Raw genomic sequence first — 18,238 nt, 5'->3', positions numbered from 1 at the left:
CGGTCAGCGCCGCGTCAGCTCCAGTTCGAGGAGCCATTCGACGACCTCGGTGTGGTGGCGGGCCTGGCGCGGGTTGTCGCCCCACACGTACAGGCCGTGTCCGGCCACGACCACCGCCGGCATCCGGGGCTCGCGGGCCGCCTCCAGGCGGTCGCCGAGGACCTTCATGTCCTGGCTGTTGGCGATGACCGGCAGGGTCACCTCGACGTCGTGCGCGGGCTGGCCGACGCCCTTGAGCATCTCCAGGTCCCGGAAGACGATCCCGCCCGGGTGCCGGTGGCCGAGCGCCACGGAGGCCACCGTGTGCACGTGGACGACCGCGCCCGCACCGGTCAGCGCGGCCACGCGCGCGTGCAGCTCGGCCTCGGCGGACGGCCTGCCCTCGTGCACCGCGGCGCCGTCGCCGTCCACCAGCACCACGTCCGCGGGCGTCAGTTCGCCCTTGTCGTGGCCGCTCGCGGTGACCGCGAGCCGCAGCGGGTCGCGGCCGAGCACCACCGACAGGTTGCCCGAGGTGCCGCGCATCCAGCCGAAGGAGGCGAAGCGGGCGGACTCCGCGGCGAGGACCGCCCCGGCCTCCTCGAGGTCGAGTGCGGTGAGGTCGGCGGTCATGAAGTGCTCCTGGAGTTGCTTACGGTGATCTCGTCGAACGTCCCCGCCTGCGCGTGGTCGCCGACGCCCTGCTCGAAATACGGTTCGCCCGGCCGCCGGATCCCGACCGCGTGCCAGCCGGCCTCGCGGGCCGCGTCCAGCTCGCCGGGGCGATCGGAGAGGAACAGCAGCCGGTCGGCCGCCGCTTCGGCCGCCGCGGCGATACGGCGGTACGACCCCGGCTCCTGCTTGGGACCGGCGTTCTCGGTGTCGTACAGACCGGAGACGAGCGGGGTGAGGTCGCCCACCGGGCTGTTGGTGAACCACGCCCGCTGGGCGGACACCGATCCCGACGAGTAGACGTACAGCCGCAGCCCCGCCGCGTGCCAGGCGCGCAGCCGCGGCACGACGTCGTCGTAGAAGTGCGAGACGAGGTCGCCGCGCGCGAAGCCCTCGGACCAGATGACGCCCTGGAGGCTTTTCAGCGGGGTCGCCTTGCGGTCCTCGTCGAGCCACGCGTTCAGCGTCTTCTCGATCGCGGCGGCGTCGGCGTCCGGCTCGCCCGTCAGCTCCCGCACCTGCGCCATCGCCCGGGCCACCGCGGGCTCCCCGGCCCGTTCGGTGAGCAGCTCGGCGAAGCGGGCGCGCGAGTACGGGTACAGCACGTCCACCACGAAGCCCGTGGCGCTCGTGGTGCCCTCGATGTCGAGCACCACGGCGTCCACGTCGTACGTCAGACCCGGCACGCTCACGCGGCGGCCCGGTCGGCCGCGTGCCCGGCCGCGATCGTGTCGTAGTCCGGGAAGCGGCCGGCGATGGTGGAGCCGGTGAAGCTGCCGATCCAGCCGTCCTCCTCGTGGAAGAAGCGGATCGCGGTGAAGGAGGGCTTCGTGCCCATGTCGAACCAGTGGGTGGTGCCGCGCGGCACGCCCAGCAGGTCGCCCTTCTCGCAGAGGACGGCGTGCACCTCGCCGTTCACATGGAGGTAGAAGATGCCGGAGCCGGAGACGAAGAAGCGGACCTCGTCATCGTCGTCGTGGGTGTGCTCCTGGAGGAACTTCTCGCGGGCCGCCTTCGCCTTCGCCGGGAACTCCGGGTCGTCGCTGGGGTGCAGGCCGAGGACGTCGACGGTGGTGAAGCCCTCCTGGGCGTTCAGCTTCTCGATCTCGGGGCCGTAGGCCGCGAACACCGTCTCGCTGTCGGCGTCGAACGGCACGTCCGCGCGGACCGGCCACTGTTCGTAGCGCACGCCCAGCGGCTGGAGGGCCGCGGCGATCTCGGCGGGGTCGGAGGTACGGCGGACCAGGGTCTCCGGGCCGGACTCGGACCAGGTCGTCAGCAGCGTCATGGAAGCAACTCCAGGATTCTGAAAGGGATGTCCGGATACCGAGACGGATCGGACGGGGGGAGACGGGGGGAAGCGGGGGGAGAGGCGGGCGGCGGGGACGGTCACTCAGCCGCGACACGGCGCGCCGGGACAGCGCCGCATGCGGGGCATGCGCGGCGCGTTCGCGCGATATGACGTCATCGGGGCCTCACCGTGCCGGGTCGGATGCCGGTTCCGTGATGGTAACTCCCGACGGTACCGGCACAGCCTGTGACGTAATCGTTGTCTCGGATATTGAGATCCGGCGTCCATTCCTTTGACGGGTGGCTGAAATCGTTCCCATGATCTCCGTATGAAGACGCTGCTGCTCGTGCGGCGGCTGTACGTGGACTTGCTCCGGTCGACCACGGCCAGCTGTCGCTGACCCCTCCCGGAGCTCCGCCGCGCCCCCGTTCCCGGGGCGCGCCCCGCCGCGCACGGTGACCCGTTCCCGTCCTTCGCTCCGGGCTCACGCACCCCCGCTTCGCCTCCCCTCGCCCCATCCCTCCGCGTCACCCTGCACCTGGAGCCCCTCATGTCCCGTGTCCGTCTGCCGTTCGCCGCGCTCTCGCTGGCCTCCGTCTCCGCCCTGGTCCTCTCCGGCTGCGCGCAGTCCACCGACGCGTCCAAGGACACCGGCAACGCCGCCGCCCCGGCCGCCGCCGCCACCGGCAAGAAGCCCGCCCCCTTCGGCGCGGGCGCGGTCAAGGTGGCCCTGGTCCGGCAGAGCGGCGCCGGCGACTACTTCGAGCAGTGGGGCAACGGAGCGAAGGCCCAGGCCAAGGCGCTCGGTATCGACCTGACCGTGTACGACGCCCAGGCCGACAACGCCAAGCAGGCCACCGACCTTTCCTCGGCGATCAACTCCGGGGCCAAGGCGATCATCATCGACCACGGCTTCCCGGCGACCATCCAGCCCGAGATCGACAAGGCCGTGAAGAAGGGCATCAAGGTCGTCGTCTACGACGTCGAGACCGCCACCAAGGGCGTCGTCTCCACCAAGCAGGACGACGCGAGCATGGCCCAGGCGGTCCTCGACGTGATGGCGAAGGAGGTCGGCAGGGACGCCGAGGTCGGCTACGTCAACGTGGCCGGTTACGCCGCCCTCGACAAGCGCGACTCCGTCTGGAAGTCCACGGTCGCCGCCCAGGCCTGGAAGCAGCAGTTCAAGGTCGGCAAGGTCACCGACTCCACGGCCACCGACAACGTTCCCCTCGTCTCCGCCGCGCTCACCCAGCACTCCGACGTGGCCGGCGTCTTCGCGCCCTACGACGAGCTCGCCAAGGGCACCGTGCTCGCCGTGCAGAACAAGAAGCTCCAGGACAAGGTGAAGGTCTTCGGCGCCGACGTCTCCAACGCCGACATCCAGCAGATGACCGCCGCCGACAGCCCGTGGGTCGCCACGGCCGGCACCGACCCGTCCGCCGTCGGCGCGGCCGTCGTGCGCACCACGGCGCTGGAGCTGGCCGGTCAGCTGAACAAGACCTCCGTCGAGTTCCCGGCCGTCGCCATCACGCAGGACTTCCTGCGCGAGAAGAAGATCACGAACATGGACCAGCTGCGCGAGGCGCTGCCCGCGCTGAACCTGTCGCAGGTCTCCACCGCCGACTGGATCTCGAATGTCGCCCACTGAGTCCGGTGCCCCGCCCGCGGTCCCGGCGGTCGGTCTCACCGACGTCAGCATGGCCTTCGGGGGCAAGACGGTGCTCGCCTCCGTGACGCTGGACATCGCACCGGGCAGCGTGGTCGCGCTGCTCGGCGCGAACGGCGCCGGCAAGTCCACGCTGATCAAGATCCTCTCGGGCGTCCACACGGACCACGGCGGAGAGGTGCGCGTCGACGGCACCCCGGTCGCCCTCGCCTCGCCGCTGGCCGCCCGTCAGCTGGGCATCCAGACGGTGCACCAGCGGATCGGCGAGGGCATCGTGCCCGGCCTCACGGTCGCCGAGAACCTGGTCTTCGAGGAGCTCGCGCAGCAGCGCGGCAACCCGTTCCTGAGCGGACGCACCACGCTCGCCCGGGCCCGGGAGATCCAGGCCGGCCTCGGCCTGGCCTGGAGCGACGCCGTGCTCCGCCAAGACGTCGGCGAACTCGGCATCTCCGACCGGCAGTTGCTCATCCTGGCCCGCGCGCTGGCGACCCGCCCGCGCCTGCTCGTCCTCGACGAGCCGACCTCGGCGCTCTCCGCCGCCGAGGCGCAGCGGCTGTTCTCGCTCATCGAGCGGATGCGCGAGGACGGCATCGCCGTGCTCTACGTCTCCCACCGGCTCGGCGAGATCGACGCCCTCGCCGACCGGCTGGTCGTCCTGCGCGACGGTCACCTCACCGAGGACCAGGCCAGGCCCTTCGACTGGGACGCGGCGCTGCGCGCGATGCTGCGACTCGGGCCGGCCCGGCAGTCCCAGGAGGTGACCACCGCCCGGCCCGTGAGGGAGGGGGACCCGGGGGAGGTCGCCCTGTCGCTGCGCGGCGTGCGCCTCTTCGAAGGCCGCGCCCCCCTCGACCTCGACCTGCGCGCCGGGGAGGTCACCGGCGTGGTGGGTCTGCTGGGCGCGGGCAAGACCGAGCTGGCCCGCGGGCTGTTCGGCGCGGAGCCCTTCGCCGCCGGCGCCGTCGAACTGGACGGCAGGGCCTACGCGCCCCGCCGGCCCTCCGACGCCATCCGGGCCGGCGTCCACCTCGTCCCCGAGGACCGGCACGCCGACGCCCTGGTGCCCGGCTGGTCGGTGGCGCGGAACATCTCGCTGCCGTTCCTGAAGTCCTTCTCCCGGGCCGGTTTGATGAACCGGCCGAAGGAGGACGCCCTCGGCCGCGAGACGATCGACGCACTCGGTGTCGTCACCCGCGACGAGCACAGCACCGTCGAGGAACTGTCCGGCGGCAACCAGCAGAAGGTCGTCGTCGGCCGCTGGCTCGCCCACACCCCGCGTGTCCTCATCCTGGACGAGCCGTTCCGAGGCGTGGACATCGGCGCCCGGCGCGACATCGGCCGCCGGGCCCGCGCCCTCGCCGCGGAGGGCGCGGCCGTCCTCGTCCTGTCCGCCGACGTCGACGAGGTCCTGGAGGTCGCCGACCGGGTCGTCGTCCTCGCGGCCGGCGAGGTGCATCTCGACGCGTACGGCGAGGACGCGGAGCGCGACCGAGTGATCCAGACCATCTCGGCGTCCGTCTGACGCCGGCCGGCCCCACGAAGGCCCAGGAACCAGCCCCCACGAAGGCCCAGGAAGCGGAAGCACCCTCATGACCACCACCCAGAGCACCGAGGTCCCCACCAAGGCGGCGATCGGGCCGGCCACGTCCACCGCGGTGCGCGTCCAGAACGCCGTGATCAAGTACGGCTTCATCTTCGTGACGGTCGCGCTGTTCCTGTACTTCGCGCTGAGCGAGGGCTCCTTCCGTGAGTCGGCCACCCTGCTCGACACCCTGCGGTACGTCTCCGTCGCCGCGATCCTCGGTCTCGGCGTCACTCTCACCATGGCCGTCGGCGGAATGGACATGTCCGTCGGTGCCGTCGCCGGTCTCGGCGTCTCCGTCGCCGCCCAGACGATGGTCGTCCACAACCAGGTCGGCACGGTCGCGATCCTCGCGGTCCTGGTGGCGGGCGCGGTCGCCGGACTGCTCAACGCCCTGCTGATCGTCGTACTGAAGATCCCCGACATGCTCGCCACCCTCGGCACGATGTTCGTCATCCAGGGCAGCAAGCTGATCCTCGTCGACGGCCAGTCGATCACTCCGGGCATGACGATGTCCGACGGATCGACCGCGCCGGGCAAGTTCACCGACGGCTTCCTGAAGATCGACCGGGGCACGGTCCTCGGCGTCCCGGTCTCCGTACTGATCTTCGGTGGGCTGACGATCGCCGCCTGGGTCTTCCTCGCCCGCACCCGCTGGGGCCGCGTCCTGTACGCCATCGGCGCCAACCCCGAGGCCTCTCGGCTGGCCGGCATCCGGGTCGGCGCCTACCGCGCCCTGGCCTACGTCATCTCCGGCGTCCTCGCCTCGGTGGGCGGGCTCATCCTGGCGTCCAGGATCGGCCAGGGCGATGTGTCGGCCGGCACCTCCCAGCTGCTGGAGGCGGTGGCGGTGGCCCTCGTCGGCACCTCCGTCCTGGGCCGCGGCCGTCCGAACGTGTGGGGCACGGCGCTGGGCGCGGTGCTCATCGGCATCATCACCACCGGCCTGACCATCAAGGGGCTGCCGTACTACACGCAGGACGTCGTCGAGGGCGCGGTACTGATCCTCGCCCTGGTCTTCAGCTTCACCCTGTCCAAGCGCCGCACCGCATAAGGGAGTTCACGACCATGGGCTACCGCATCCTGGAGACCGACGACATCCCCGCCTACCTGCGCGAGCGGGGCCACTGGGAGGACCCCGCCGACATCCGGGTCCGGGAGGTGTCGGACGGCAACATGAACCGGGTGTTCCTGGCCTCCTCCGCCGACGGCACCCGCAGCCTCGCCGTCAAGCAGGCCCTGCCCTGGGTCCGCGTCGCCGGCCCCTCCTGGCCGATGAACCCCGACCGCGCCGACGCCGAGGCACGCGCCTACCAGCAGCTCGCCGGGGTCGCCCCCGACAAGATCCCGGTGGTCCACGGCTACGACCCCGAGAACTACGCCCTCGTCATGGAGGACATGTCCGACCTCGAGGTGCTGCGCACCCTGCTCAACGAGGGCGCGGCCTACGGCCCGCACACCTCGGCGCGCATCGGCGAGTTCGTCGCCCAGTTCGCCTTCGCCACCAGCGACTTCGGCATGCCGTCCGCCGAACGCAAGGCACTGATCGCGGCCTCCGTCAGCCCGGAGCTGTGCAAGATCACCGAGGACGTCGTGCTGTCCGAGCCGTATGTCGAGCACGAGCACAACCACTGGCACCCCGGCCTCGACGACCTGGCCACCGCCTTCCGCGCCGACACCCGGCTGCGCACCGAGGTCGCCGACCTCCGCCACACCTTCATGACCAGCGCCCAGGCACTTCTCCACGGCGATCTGCACACCGGCAGCGTGATGGTCGGCAGGCGGGCGGGCACCCCGGTCGTGCGGGTCTTCGACCCCGAGTTCTCCTTCGTCGGCCCCGTCGGCTACGACCTCGGCCTGTACTGGGCGAACGTGCTGGTCTCCGAGGAACGGGCGCGCGCCCTGGGCACGCTGTCCGACCACGCCGACCAGCTCCGTCTGTCCTGGGAGGCGTTCGAGGCCGAGTTCCGCCGGCTGTGGCCGACCCGTGTCGACACCTTCTTCGACGACGCCTATCTCGACCGCTTCCTGCGCCGCGTGTGGACCGACTCCATCGGCTACGCGGGCACGGAGATCGTCCGCCGCATCATCGGCTTCGCCCACCTGACCGACCTGACGACCCTCCCGGACCCGGTACCGGCGTCCCGGCGCGCACTGCTCCTCGGACGCGAACTGATCGTGCGCCGCGAGGAACTGACGGACGCCCACGCGGTACGCGCACGCGTGGAGTCGCCCGGCCGGGGCGGCCCCGCGTAGGGAACCGGGCGCCGTCCAGGGCTCACACGTCCATGGAGGCGCCCGGCATCGACAGCGGGGCGCGCGGGCGCCCCACCCGGGCAGGGCCGTCCCGCGCGAGATGCGCCAGCAGCCGCACATGCCGGAACTCGTAGTAGGCCCCCGACTGCCGCAGCACACCCCGGCGATGGGCGTCGTCGAGGAACGTCATCAGCCGCCACGGCATCCGCCCCGTCAGCGCCGGCCACGCCCGGGAAACGGTGAAACGTCCAGCCGTGGCCGGACCTGGGCCGTGTGCCATCCACTCCGCATATGACCGCCCCCGGCCGCGCTCCGCCGCTGTGTGACCGTGCCGAAGTGACCCGTTGTAGCCGGGTGGAGCGGCGGGGAACGCGCTGTTCGTCATACGTACGGAGAAGCGCGCGGAGGTGATCGGGGAGCGTGTGGCAGCACATGGCGCGGTGCGAGCAAGGGCCGTCGGCATGCGTGGACGGCATACCCGCCCACCGCGGACGGGCCGTCCGCGGGCATGCGGAAGGGGCGGCTCCATAGGGGTGGAGCCGCCCCTTCCTGTTCCGGCCCCGGTACGGAGGGGCCGTCCCCGACACCGGCCCCGGTCAGGGCGGCGGGCCGGCGGAGGATCTTCCGAAGGGTCCTGTCACGGGTGACCCGGACCTACTTCTTGTCGAGCAGGTCCTGCACCCCCGCGCGCACGTCGTCCGTGGCGAGACCGCGGATCGTCAGCGTCGTACGGCGGCGCAGCACGTCGTCCGCCGTCTCCGCCCACTCGTTGTCGCGGGCGTAGACGACCTGCGCCCAGATCTCGGGAGCGTCCGGGTGGACGCGCCGGCCCAGCTCGGGGTCCTCGTTGGCCAGCCGTGCGATGTCGAAGGCCAGCGAGCCGTAGTGGGTGGCCAGGTGCCTGGCGGTGTCGGCCGCCATACGGGGGCCGGGCGCCGGGTTGTCGACCAGCAGTCGGTGGGCGACCGCACGCGGGTTGGCGACGCCGGGCAGCGGCAGCTTCTTCGGCAGCGAGGAGATCGGCTCGAAGTCGTCGCCCAGCGGATGGCCGGGCAGCGCCTCCAGCTTCTGCATGACCGTACGGCCGATGTGCCGGAAGGTCGTCCACTTCCCGCCGGCGACGGACAGCATGCCGCCCCTGCCCTCGGTCACCACCGTCTCGCGCTTGGCCTTCGCCGTGTCGCCGGGACCGCCCGGCAGCACCCGCAGACCCGCGAAGGCGTACGTGATCAGGTCCCGGTCCAGCTGCTGGTCGCGGATGGAGAACGCGGCCTCGTCGAGTATCTGGGCGGTGTCCTTCTCGGTGACCGCGACGTCCGCCGGGTCGCCCTCGAACTCCTCGTCGGTGGTGCCGAGCAGCAGCATGTCCTCCCAGGGGAGGGCGAAGGTGATGCGGTACTTGTCGATCGGGGTCGCGAGCGCGGCCTTCCAGGGCGCGGTGCGCTTCAGGACCAGGTGGGCGCCCTTGGACAGCCGGATGGACGGGGCCGCGTTCGGGTCCTCCATCCTGCGCAGGTGGTCGACCCACGGACCGGTCGCGTTGAGCACCAGCCGGGCGCTCACCCCGAACTCGTCACCGGAGATCCGGTCGCGCAGCTCGGCGCCCGTGACCCGGCCCCTGGTGAAGCGCAGCCCCGAGACCTCGGCGTGGTTGAGGACGACGGCGCCCGCCTCGACGGCCGCGCGGACCGTCATCAGCGCCATGCGCGCGTCGTTCATCTGGTCGTCGCCGTACACCGCGACGGCCTTGAGGTTGTCGGTGCGCAGCTCCGGCACGTCCTGCGCGGCCTTGGCCGGGGACAGGAGGTGACCGACGCCGTCGCCGAACGCCGACAGCGCGGAGTAGGCGAAGACGCCCGCCCCGAGCTTCGCCGCGCCGTGCGGCCCGCCCTTGTACACGGGGAGGTAGAACGTGAGCGGGTTCGCCAGGTGGGGAGCCACCTGACGGGAGACCGCACGGCGCTCGAAGTGGTTCTCCGCCACCAGCTTCACCGCGCCGGTCTGGAGGTAGCGCAGACCGCCGTGGAGGAGCTTGGAGGAGGCGGAGGAGGTGGCGCCGGCGAAGTCACCGGCGTCGACCAGAGCCACCCTGAGCCCGGACTGCGCGGCGTGCCAGGCGGTGGAGATGCCCAGGATGCCGCCGCCGATGACGAGAAGGTCGAACGACGCCTTGGAGAGCTGCTCCCGGGTCTCGGCGCGGCTCGGGTTCGAGCCGGACGCCGGGTGCGTCCCCAGGGCAGGCACGGACTTCAGGGTGGTCTGACTGGTCATGTGGGGTTCTTACTCCTCGTCCTCGAGCCAGCCCATGGTCCGCTCGACGGCCTTGAGCCAGCTCTTGTACTCACGGTCGCGGGTCTCCGCGTCCATGCGGGGGGTCCACTCGGCGGCCCGGCGCCAGTTGGCGCGCAGATCGTCGGTGCTGGTCCAGAAACCGACGGCGAGGCCGGCGGCGTAGGCGGCGCCGAGGCAGGTGGTCTCGGCGACCATCGGGCGCACCACGGGGGCGTCCACGAAGTCCGAGAGCGTCTGCATCAGCAGGTTGTTGGAGGTCATGCCGCCGTCGACCTTGATCGCCGCGAGTTCGACGCCGGAGTCCTTCGTCATGGCGTCGGTGATCTCACGGGTCTGCCAGGCCGTGGCCTCCAGGACGGCGCGCGCGAGGTGCGCCTTGGTGACGTACCGGGTGAGGCCGGCGATCACACCGCGGGCGTCGGAGCGCCAGTACGGGGCGAACAGACCGGAGAAGGCCGGCACGAAGTAGGCGCCGCCGTTGTCCTCGACCGAGAGCGCGAGGGTCTCGATCTCGGCGGCGGTGGAGATCAGGCCCATCTGGTCGCGCATCCACTGCACCAGCGAACCGGTGACGGCGATCGACCCTTCGAGGGCGTAGACCGCCTTCTGGTCGCCGATGCGGTAACCGACCGTGGTGAGCAGGCCGTTGTAGGAGTTGACCGGCTTCTCACCGGTGTTCATCAGCAGGAAGGTGCCGGTGCCGTAGGTGGACTTGGCCTCGCCCTCCGCGAAACAGGTCTGGCCGAACAGGGCCGCCTGCTGGTCGCCGAGCGCGGAGGCGACCGGGATGCCGCCGAGCAGGTCGCCCAGCTTGCCGCCGGTGATCTCGCCGTACACCTCGGCGGAGGAGCGGATCTCCGGGAGCATCGCGAGCGGGACGCCGATGGACTCGGCGATCTTCTCGTCCCACTCCATGGTGTGCAGGTTCATCAGCATGGTGCGGGAGGCGTTGGTGACGTCGGTGACGTGCCGGCCGCCGTTCACACCGCCCGTCAGGTTCCAGATGACCCAGCTGTCCATGGTGCCGAAGAGGATGTCGCCGGCCTCGGCGCGCTCCCGCAGGCCCTCGACGTTGTCGAGCAGCCAGCGGGCCTTGGGGCCGGCGAAGTACGAGGCCAGCGGCAGGCCGGTCTCGCGGCGGAAGCGGTCCTGGCCGACGTTGCGGCCGAGTTCCTTGCAGAGCGCGTCGGTGCGGGTGTCCTGCCAGACGATGGCGTTGTGGACGGGCTCACCGGTGTTCTTGTCCCACAGCAGCGTGGTCTCACGCTGGTTGGTGATGCCGATGGCCTTGATGTCGTCGCGGGTGATGCCGGCCTTCGCGACGGCGGAGGCGACGACCTCCTCGACATTGGTCCAGATCTCGGTGGCGTTGTGCTCCACCCAGCCCGGCTTGGGGAAGATCTGCTCGTGCTCCTTCTGGTCGACGGAGACGATGCGGCCGTCCCGGTCGAACACGATGCAGCGCGAGGAGGTGGTGCCCTGGTCGATGGCGGCGATGAAGGGGCCGGCGGTGTGCGCGTCGGTCACGGTGTACTCCTGGGTTTCCGTGGTGAGGGGGCTGTCTGTACGGCGCTGCTTACTACGCGGTGCGGCTGGTGCTCTTAAGCAAAAGCGACGTTGTAGATACCCGCAGCGATCGCGCCGCCGATCAGCGGACCGACCACCGGGATCCAGGCGTAGCTCCAGTCGGAGCCGCCCTTGTTGGGCAGGGGCAGGAGGGCGTGCACGATGCGCGGACCGAGGTCACGGGCCGGGTTGATCGCGTAACCGGTCGGGCCGCCGAGGGACAGACCGATCGAGACGACCACCAGCGCGGTGATCAGTGCGCCCAGGTTGCCGAGGCCGTTGCCCTTGTCGTTCAGGCCCTGCGTGAGCACGGCGAGGACGAGCACGATGGTGCCGATGATCTCCGTGGCGAGGTTCTGCCAGACGACCCGGACCTCGGGGCCGGTGGAGAAGACGCCCAGGACCGGGCCGGCGGCCGGTTCCCGCGCCTCGACCGACTTGGCCTTCGCGGCCTCCGCCTCCGGCTCGCCGACGATCTCCTTGTCGGTGAGGTGCGCGTGGAACTGGCCGTAGTAGGCGATCCAGACCAGAGCGGCGCCGATCGCGGCACCGAGCAGCTGCCCGGCCCAGTAGACCGGGACGTTGCTCCAGTCGTCGTCCTTGATGGCGAGCGCGAGGGTGACCGCAGGGTTGAGATGGGCGCCCGACAGGGGCGCCGAGGTGTAGACAGCCGTCAGAACGGCGAAACCCCACCCGAAGGTGATGGCGAGCCAGCCGGCGTTACGGGCCTTGGAGGCCTTCAGCGTGACGGCGGCGCAGACGCCACCGCCGAGCAGGATGAGTATGGCGGTACCGATGGTCTCGCCGATGAAGATGTCGGAGCTGGACACCCGCGACTCCTTTGTCCTTCGTCCAGGGAAGCCGAACCCCGGGTCCCGCCGGGGGTTCGAGCGCCCTCGGGGGTGAGAGCGATGCCGGCCTTTGGCGTTGTCACACTCTAGCGCGTATTGCCGTTAGGTGTTCGACAATGTCGACCGATGGACGGGAGTCTTGCTCCGGCGTTACGTGTGCGTCAAGAGTGTTGTTATCGAAAGTGCGATCGTTATTGATCGCCATGAGTTATCGATCTTCGCCACGGTGCGCACGCTCTCGCCCTTTTTGACCACTTCGGGGCGGTATCCGGGCATCGACGAAGGCCGGAACGTCACGGACGTTCCGGCCTGCTCTCAGGTGTTTCCCGGCGGCAGGGGCAGGGGCAGGGGGAGCGGCAGGGGCAGGGGCAGGGGGAGCGGCAGGGGGAGCGGCAGGGGCGGCGACTGCGGTCGCGCGGCGGGCCGCCGGGCCGGGCCGCGCGAGGGGCCGGGCCGCGGGTCGCTCAGAAGCGCCCGGCGCCCAGATCGCGCGAGACCGCGCGGGCGCAGTCCCGTACCGCGGCGATCAGCTCCGGACGCACCTCGCCGTCCCGTCCCAGTCGCTCCACCGCGCCGGTGATGCCGACCGCGCCCACCGGCATGCGCCGCCGGTCGTGGATGGGGGCGGCGATGGAGGCGACGCCCTCCCAGGTCTCCTCGACGTCGGCCGCGTACCCGCGCGCGCGGGTCAGGTCGAGGACCCGCTCGAAAGCCTCCGTCTCACACACCGTGCGGTCCGTGAACGGCTTGCGCTCGGCCTCCAGGACCTCGCTGTGCGCGACCGGGTCGTACGCCGACAGCACCTTGCCCAGGGCCGTGGAGTGCAGCGGCTGCATGGCCCCGATCTCCAGCACCTGCCGGCTGTCGTCGGGCCGGAAGACGTGGTGCACGATCAGCACGCCCTGCTGGTGCAGCACCCCCAGGTGCACGCTCTCGCCGCTGGACCGGGCCAGGTCGTCCGTCCACACCAGGGCGCGTGCGCGCAGCTCGTGCACGTCCAGGTAGGTGGTGCCCAGGCGCAGCAGCTCCGCGCCCAGCTGGTACCGCCCGGAGGCGTCGTCCTGCTCGACGAAGCCCTCCTGCTGGAGGGTGCGCAGGATGCCGTGGGCGGTGGCCTTGGCCAGACCTGTGGACGAGGCGATGTCCGACAGGCCCAGGCGCCGCTCGCCGCCGGCGAGCAGCCGCAGCATCGCGGCCGCACGTTCGACCGACTGGATGTTCCGTGCCATCGCCGTCCTGCCTCCGTCCCCTGGACCGTCCACGCACGGCATCAACTGCCGTCGTTCGGCAATGTCGAACACTACCGGTCCATGTCGACCTCTCGCTAATGTTCGGTCGATACGTGTTACGCCGTTCGTCTCCACGGAGCGACGCGGCCTTCGCCTGCTCGTGTTCCGCTCGTGCCCCGCTCCAGCCCGGCTCGTGACGGCCCTGTGAAAGGCCGCCACGCCCGTCCGTCCCGTGGACGCCCCTGACCATAAGGCCTCCGTCCCGGCTACCCTGACGGCGTGCGCTCGTCTCGGGAAGCCTTCCTGCCCGCATCCTGAGGTGACGCAAAGCCGACAGCCGTCGCATCTGAGGGAGCCCTTTCATGGCCTCTGTGCCGCCGACCCCTTCCGCCGACAGCCGGACCCGTGTGTCCGCGCTCCGAGAGGCCCTGGCCACCCGTGTGGTGGTGGCCGACGGAGCCATGGGCACCATGCTCCAGGCCCAGGAGCCCACCCTCGAGGACTTCGAGAACCTCGAGGGCTGCAACGAGATCCTCAACATCACCCGGCCGGACATCGTCCGTTCGGTGCACGAGGAGTACTTCGACGCGGGCGTGGACTGCGTGGAGACCAACACGTTCGGAGCAAACCACTCGGCCATGGCCGAGTACGACATCGCCGAGCGCGTGTTCGAACTGTCCGAGGCGGGCGCCCGTATCGCCCGGGAGACCGCCGACGCCTTCGCCGCCCGCGACGGACGCACCCGCTGGGTACTGGGCTCGATCGGCCCCGGCACCAAGCTGCCCACCCTCGGCCACATCGCCTACGGCACCCTGCGCGACGGATTCCAGGCCAACGCCGAGGGCCTGCTGGCCGGCGGCGCCGACGCCCTGATCGTGGAGACCACGCAGGACCTGCTCCAGACGAAGTCGTCGATCCTCGGCGCCCGGCGCGCCATGGAGGCCACCGGCGTCGAGGTGCCCCTGCTGGTCTCGATGGCGTTCGAGACGACCGGCACCATGCTGCTCGGCTCCGAGATCGGCGCGGCCCTGACCGCGCTCGAGCCCCTCGGCATCGACATGATCGGCTTGAACTGCTCGACGGGCCCGGCCGAGATGAGCGAGCACCTGCGCTACCTGGCCCGCCACTCCCGCACCCCGCTGCTGTGCATGCCCAACGCCGGTCTGCCGATCCTCACCAAGGACGGCGCCCACTTCCCGCTCGACGCCGAAGGTCTGGCCGACGCCCAGGAGACCTTCGTGACCGACTACGGGCTGAACCTGGTCGGCGGCTGCTGCGGTACGACGCCCGAACACCTGCGGCAGCTCGTGGAGCGGGTCCGGGGGACCTCGCCCACCGAACGGCACCCGCGGCCCGAGCCCGGCGCCGCCTCGCTGTACCAGACCGTGCCGTTCCGCCAGGACACCGCGTACATGGCGATCGGTGAGCGCACGAACGCCAACGGCTCCAAGAAGTTCCGCGAGGCCATGCTGGACGGCCGCTGGGACGACTGTGTGGAGATGGCCCGCGACCAGATCCGCGAGGGCGCGCACATGCTCGACCTCTGCGTCGACTACGTCGGCCGCGACGGCGTCGCCGACATGGACGAACTGGCCGGCCGCTTCGCCACCGCATCCACACTGCCGATCGTCCTGGACTCGACCGAGGTCCCGGTCATCCGGGCGGGCCTGGAGCGGCTGGGCGGCCGTGCGGTCATCAACTCCGTGAACTACGAGGACGGCGACGGCCCCGAGTCCCGCTTCGCCAAGGTCACCGCGCTGGCCCGGGAGCACGGCGCCGCGCTGATCGCGCTGACCATCGACGAGGAGGGCCAGGCCCGGACCGTCGAGACGAAGGTCGCCATCGCCGAGCGGCTCATCGACGACCTGACGACGAACTGGGGCATCCAGGAGTCGGACATCCTCATCGACACCCTGACCTTCACCATCTGCACCGGCCAGGAGGAGTCCCGCAAGGACGGCATCGCCACCATCGAGGCGATCCGCGAACTCAAGCGCCGCCGCCCCGACGTACAGACCACCCTCGGCCTGTCGAACATCTCCTTCGGCCTGAACCCGGCCGCGCGCATCCTGCTCAACTCGGTCTTCCTCGACGAGTGCGTCAAGGCGGGCCTGGACTCGGCGATCGTCCACGCGTCGAAGATCCTGCCCATCGCCCGGTTCAGCGAGGAGGAGGTGCAGACCGCCCTCGACCTGATCCACGACCGCCGCGCCGAGGGCTACGACCCCCTCCAGAAGCTGATGGCGCTGTTCGAGGGCGCCACCACCAAGTCCCTCAAGGCCGGCAAGGCCGAGGAACTGGCCGCCCTGCCGCTGGACGAGCGCCTCAAGCGCCGGATCATCGACGGCGAGAAGAACGGCCTGGACGCCGACCTCGCCGAGGCCCTCGAGACCCGCCCCGCCCTCGACATCGTCAACGACACGCTCCTGGACGGCATGAAGGTCGTCGGCGAACTGTTCGGTTCCGGCCAGATGCAGCTGCCGTTCGTGCTCCAGTCCGCCGAGGTCATGAAGACCGCGGTCGCCTACCTCGAACCGCACATGGAGAAGTCGGACGACGAGGGCAAGGGCACCATCGTGCTGGCCACCGTGCGCGGCGACGTCCACGACATCGGCAAGAACCTCGTCGACATCATCCTGTCCAACAACGGCTACAACGTCGTCAACCTCGGCATCAAGCAGCCGGTCTCCGCGATCCTCGAAGCCGCCCAGGAACACCGCGCCGACGTCATCGGCATGTCCGGCCTGCTGGTCAAGTCCACGGTGATCATGAAGGAGAACCTGGAGGAGCTCAACCAGCGCAAGATGGCCGCCGACTACCCCGTCATCCTCGGCGGCGCCGCCCTGACCAGGGCCTACGTCGAACAGGACCTGCACGAGATCTACCAGGGCGAGGTCCGCTACGCCCGGGACGCCTTCGAGGGCCTGCGCCTGATGGACGCCCTGATCGGCGTCAAGCGCGGAGTGCCGGGGGCCGTGCTGCCGGAGCTGAAGCAACGCCGGGTCCGCCCGAGCACCACCGTCGTCGAGACCGAGGAGCGCCCGCAGGAGGGCCACGTCCGCTCCGACGTCGCCACCGACAACCCGGTCCCGAAGCCGCCGTTCGAGGGCACCCGCGTCATCAAGGGCATCCAGCTCAAGGAGTACGCCTCCTGGCTCGACGAAGGCGCCCTCTTCAAGGGCCAGTGGGGCCTGAAGCAGGCCCGCACCGGCGACGGACCGACCTACGAGGAACTCGTCGAGACCGAGGGCAGGCCCCGCCTGCGCGGCCTGCTGGACAAGCTCCAGACCGACAACCTCCTCGAGGCGGCCGTCGTCTACGGCTACTTCCCCTGTGTGTCCAAGGACGACGACCTGATCATCCTGGACGAGCAGGGCAACGAGCGCACCCGCTTCACCTTCCCCCGCCAGAGCCGCGGCCGCCGCCTGTGCCTGGCCGACTTCTTCCGCCCGGAGGAGTCGGGGGAGACGGACGTCGTCGGCTTCCAGATCGTCACCGTCGGCTCCCGCATCGGCGAGGAGACCGCGAGGCTCTTCGAGTCGAACTCCTACCGCGACTACCTCGAACTGCACGGCCTGTCCGTCCAGCTCGCCGAAGCCCTCGCCGAGTACTGGCACGCCCGCGTGCGCGCCGAACTCGGCTTCGCCGGCGAGGACCCGGCCGACGTCGAGGACATGTTCGCCCTGAAGTACCGGGGCGCCCGCTTCTCCCTCGGCTACGGCGCCTGCCCCGACCTGGAGGACCGCGCCAAGATCGCCGAGATGCTCCGGCCCGAGCGGATCGGCGTCCACCTCTCGGAGGAGTTCCAGCTCCACCCCGAGCAGTCCACGGACGCCATCGTGATCCACCACCCCGAGGCCAAGTACTTCAACGCACGGTGACACGGGCGCGCCACCGAGCACACTGATCGGACAAGTCGTACACTTGTCGGTCCACTGAAGGCCGGTTCCCCCAGCGGGAACCGGCCTGCTCGTCCCTCAAGGAGGTATGTGGATGACCAGTACGGTTCCCGCGCCAGTAACCCGTACGGCCGAGGGCTCCGCCCTGGAGGCCGTGCTGCTCGACATGGACGGCACCCTGGTGGACACCGAGGGCTTCTGGTGGGACGTCGAGGTCGAGATCTTCGCCGGCCTGGGCCACACCCTCGACGACTCGTGGCGCCATGTCGTGGTCGGCGGCCCGATGAGCCGCAGCGCCGGGTTCCTGATCGAGGCGACCGGGGCGGACATCGACCTCGCCGCACTCACCGTCCTGCTCAACGAGGGGTTCGAGGACCGCATCACCCGCGCCCTGCCCCTGATGCCGGGTGCCGCCCGGCTGCTCGCCGAGCTGGCCGAGCACCAGGTGCCCACGGCCCTCGTCTCCGCCTCCCACCGGCGCATCATCGACCGCGTCATCGCCTCGCTCGGCGCCGAGAACTTCCGCCTCAGCGTGGCCGGTGACGAGGTGCAGCGGACCAAGCCCTACCCCGACCCCTATCTGCTCGCGGCCGCCGGCCTCGGCGTGGACCCCACCCGGTGCGCCGTCATCGAGGACACCGCGACCGGCGTCGCCTCGGCCGAGGCGGCGGGCTGTCACGTCGTCGCGGTGCCCTCCGTGGCACCGATCGCGCCGTCCCGCGGACGCACCGTCGTTCCGTCGCTCGAACAGGTCGACCTGGCGTTCCTGCGCGACCTCGTGCCGCTCCGATGATCGGCACCACGATCATCGGTGATCGGCCGATGACGGAAATGCGATAGGCGTTCACCCAGCGTGCACCGCCGATAGCCGGGAATTCGGCGGGTGTGCGCGCGGTGGAATTCCGATCTTCGGCACGCTCCCGGCGGCGGCCGAATTCCACCCCACCCGAACCCT

General features: G+C 70.7%; 14 protein-coding genes. 6 read left to right on the top strand and 8 right to left on the bottom strand.

The features are described from left to right. Positions 1 to 3: 3 nt before the first annotated feature. Genes mtnB through AOQ37_RS24745 form a run of 3 tightly spaced genes read right to left on the bottom strand, consistent with a single transcriptional unit; the run spans position 4 to position 1,939 of the window. Positions 4 to 612: a methylthioribulose 1-phosphate dehydratase gene (mtnB, locus tag AOQ37_RS24755; RefSeq protein ID WP_062646976.1), complete on the bottom strand. Its 609-nt coding sequence runs from the start codon at positions 610 to 612 to the stop codon at positions 4 to 6. After that, positions 609 to 1,343 carry an acireductone synthase gene (gene mtnC, locus AOQ37_RS24750; protein WP_078890337.1) on the bottom strand — a complete coding sequence of 245 codons (735 nt, stop codon included), beginning with the start codon at positions 1,341 to 1,343 and terminating at the stop codon, positions 609 to 611. Before mtnC ends, mtnB begins: the two co-directional genes overlap by 4 nt. Next, positions 1,340 to 1,939, bottom strand: a complete 600-nt coding sequence (locus tag AOQ37_RS24745; RefSeq protein ID WP_062646974.1) for a 1,2-dihydroxy-3-keto-5-methylthiopentene dioxygenase — start codon at positions 1,937 to 1,939, stop codon at positions 1,340 to 1,342. The genes mtnC and AOQ37_RS24745 overlap by 4 nt, the downstream gene beginning before the upstream one ends. A gap of 553 nt (positions 1,940 to 2,492) precedes the next feature. Here AOQ37_RS24745 and AOQ37_RS24740 point away from each other — a divergent pair. The 4 genes from AOQ37_RS24740 to mtnK all read left to right on the top strand — a co-directional run bounded on the left by AOQ37_RS24740 (position 2,493) and on the right by mtnK (position 7,446). After that, the gene (locus AOQ37_RS24740) at positions 2,493 to 3,590 is read left to right on the top strand and encodes a substrate-binding domain-containing protein (RefSeq protein WP_062646972.1); all 1,098 of its coding nucleotides are present in this window, start codon (positions 2,493 to 2,495) and stop codon (positions 3,588 to 3,590) included. Beyond that, positions 3,577 to 5,130, top strand: a complete 1,554-nt coding sequence (locus AOQ37_RS24735; protein ID WP_062646970.1) for a sugar ABC transporter ATP-binding protein — start codon at positions 3,577 to 3,579, stop codon at positions 5,128 to 5,130. The genes AOQ37_RS24740 and AOQ37_RS24735 overlap by 14 nt, the downstream gene beginning before the upstream one ends. Before the next feature lie 67 nt (positions 5,131 to 5,197). Next, complete coding sequence (locus AOQ37_RS24730) at positions 5,198 to 6,244, top strand: ABC transporter permease (RefSeq protein ID WP_062646968.1); 1,047 nt, start codon at positions 5,198 to 5,200, stop codon at positions 6,242 to 6,244. Positions 6,245 to 6,258: 14 nt separating this feature from the next. Beyond that, entirely contained in the window at positions 6,259 to 7,446 is a 1,188-nt protein-coding gene (mtnK, locus tag AOQ37_RS24725; protein WP_062646967.1) for an S-methyl-5-thioribose kinase, read from the top strand. 22 nt (positions 7,447 to 7,468) lie between these two features. Here mtnK and AOQ37_RS38120 read toward each other — a convergent pair whose 3' ends face one another. From AOQ37_RS38120 to AOQ37_RS24700, 5 genes are all read right to left on the bottom strand, one after another. Beyond that, a complete protein-coding gene (locus AOQ37_RS38120; RefSeq protein WP_199825082.1) occupies positions 7,469 to 7,636 on the bottom strand; it encodes a hypothetical protein in 168 nt (55 codons plus the stop codon). 464 nt (positions 7,637 to 8,100) lie between these two features. Then, positions 8,101 to 9,717, bottom strand: a complete 1,617-nt coding sequence (locus AOQ37_RS24715) for a glycerol-3-phosphate dehydrogenase/oxidase (protein ID WP_062646965.1) — start codon at positions 9,715 to 9,717, stop codon at positions 8,101 to 8,103. A 9-nt stretch (positions 9,718 to 9,726) separates the two neighbouring features. Next, entirely contained in the window at positions 9,727 to 11,265 is a 1,539-nt protein-coding gene (glpK, locus tag AOQ37_RS24710; protein ID WP_062646963.1) for a glycerol kinase GlpK, read from the bottom strand. A 74-nt stretch (positions 11,266 to 11,339) separates the two neighbouring features. Continuing rightward, complete coding sequence (locus AOQ37_RS24705; protein WP_062646961.1) at positions 11,340 to 12,134, bottom strand: MIP/aquaporin family protein; 795 nt, start codon at positions 12,132 to 12,134, stop codon at positions 11,340 to 11,342. Between the two features lie 485 nt (positions 12,135 to 12,619). Further along, positions 12,620 to 13,384: an IclR family transcriptional regulator gene (locus tag AOQ37_RS24700; RefSeq protein WP_057602149.1), complete on the bottom strand. Its 765-nt coding sequence runs from the start codon at positions 13,382 to 13,384 to the stop codon at positions 12,620 to 12,622. Between the two features lie 362 nt (positions 13,385 to 13,746). Here AOQ37_RS24700 and metH point away from each other — a divergent pair, with 362 nt between their 5' ends. Next, complete coding sequence (metH, locus tag AOQ37_RS24695) at positions 13,747 to 17,265, top strand: methionine synthase (protein ID WP_062646960.1); 3,519 nt, start codon at positions 13,747 to 13,749, stop codon at positions 17,263 to 17,265. Positions 17,266 to 17,377: 112 nt separating this feature from the next. Continuing rightward, positions 17,378 to 18,076 (top strand): HAD family hydrolase, encoded by a 699-nt coding sequence (locus AOQ37_RS24690; protein ID WP_062646958.1) that lies wholly within the window; start codon positions 17,378 to 17,380, stop codon positions 18,074 to 18,076. Positions 18,077 to 18,238: the final 162 nt, after the last annotated feature.

Origin of the sequence: Streptomyces maremycinicus (assembly GCF_001184025.1) — a bacterium.
Taxonomy (GTDB): domain Bacteria; phylum Actinomycetota; class Actinomycetes; order Streptomycetales; family Streptomycetaceae; genus Streptomyces; species Streptomyces maremycinicus.
Note: the sequence above shows the minus strand (reverse complement) of the source record. Positions and strands in the feature narration are given on the sequence as shown.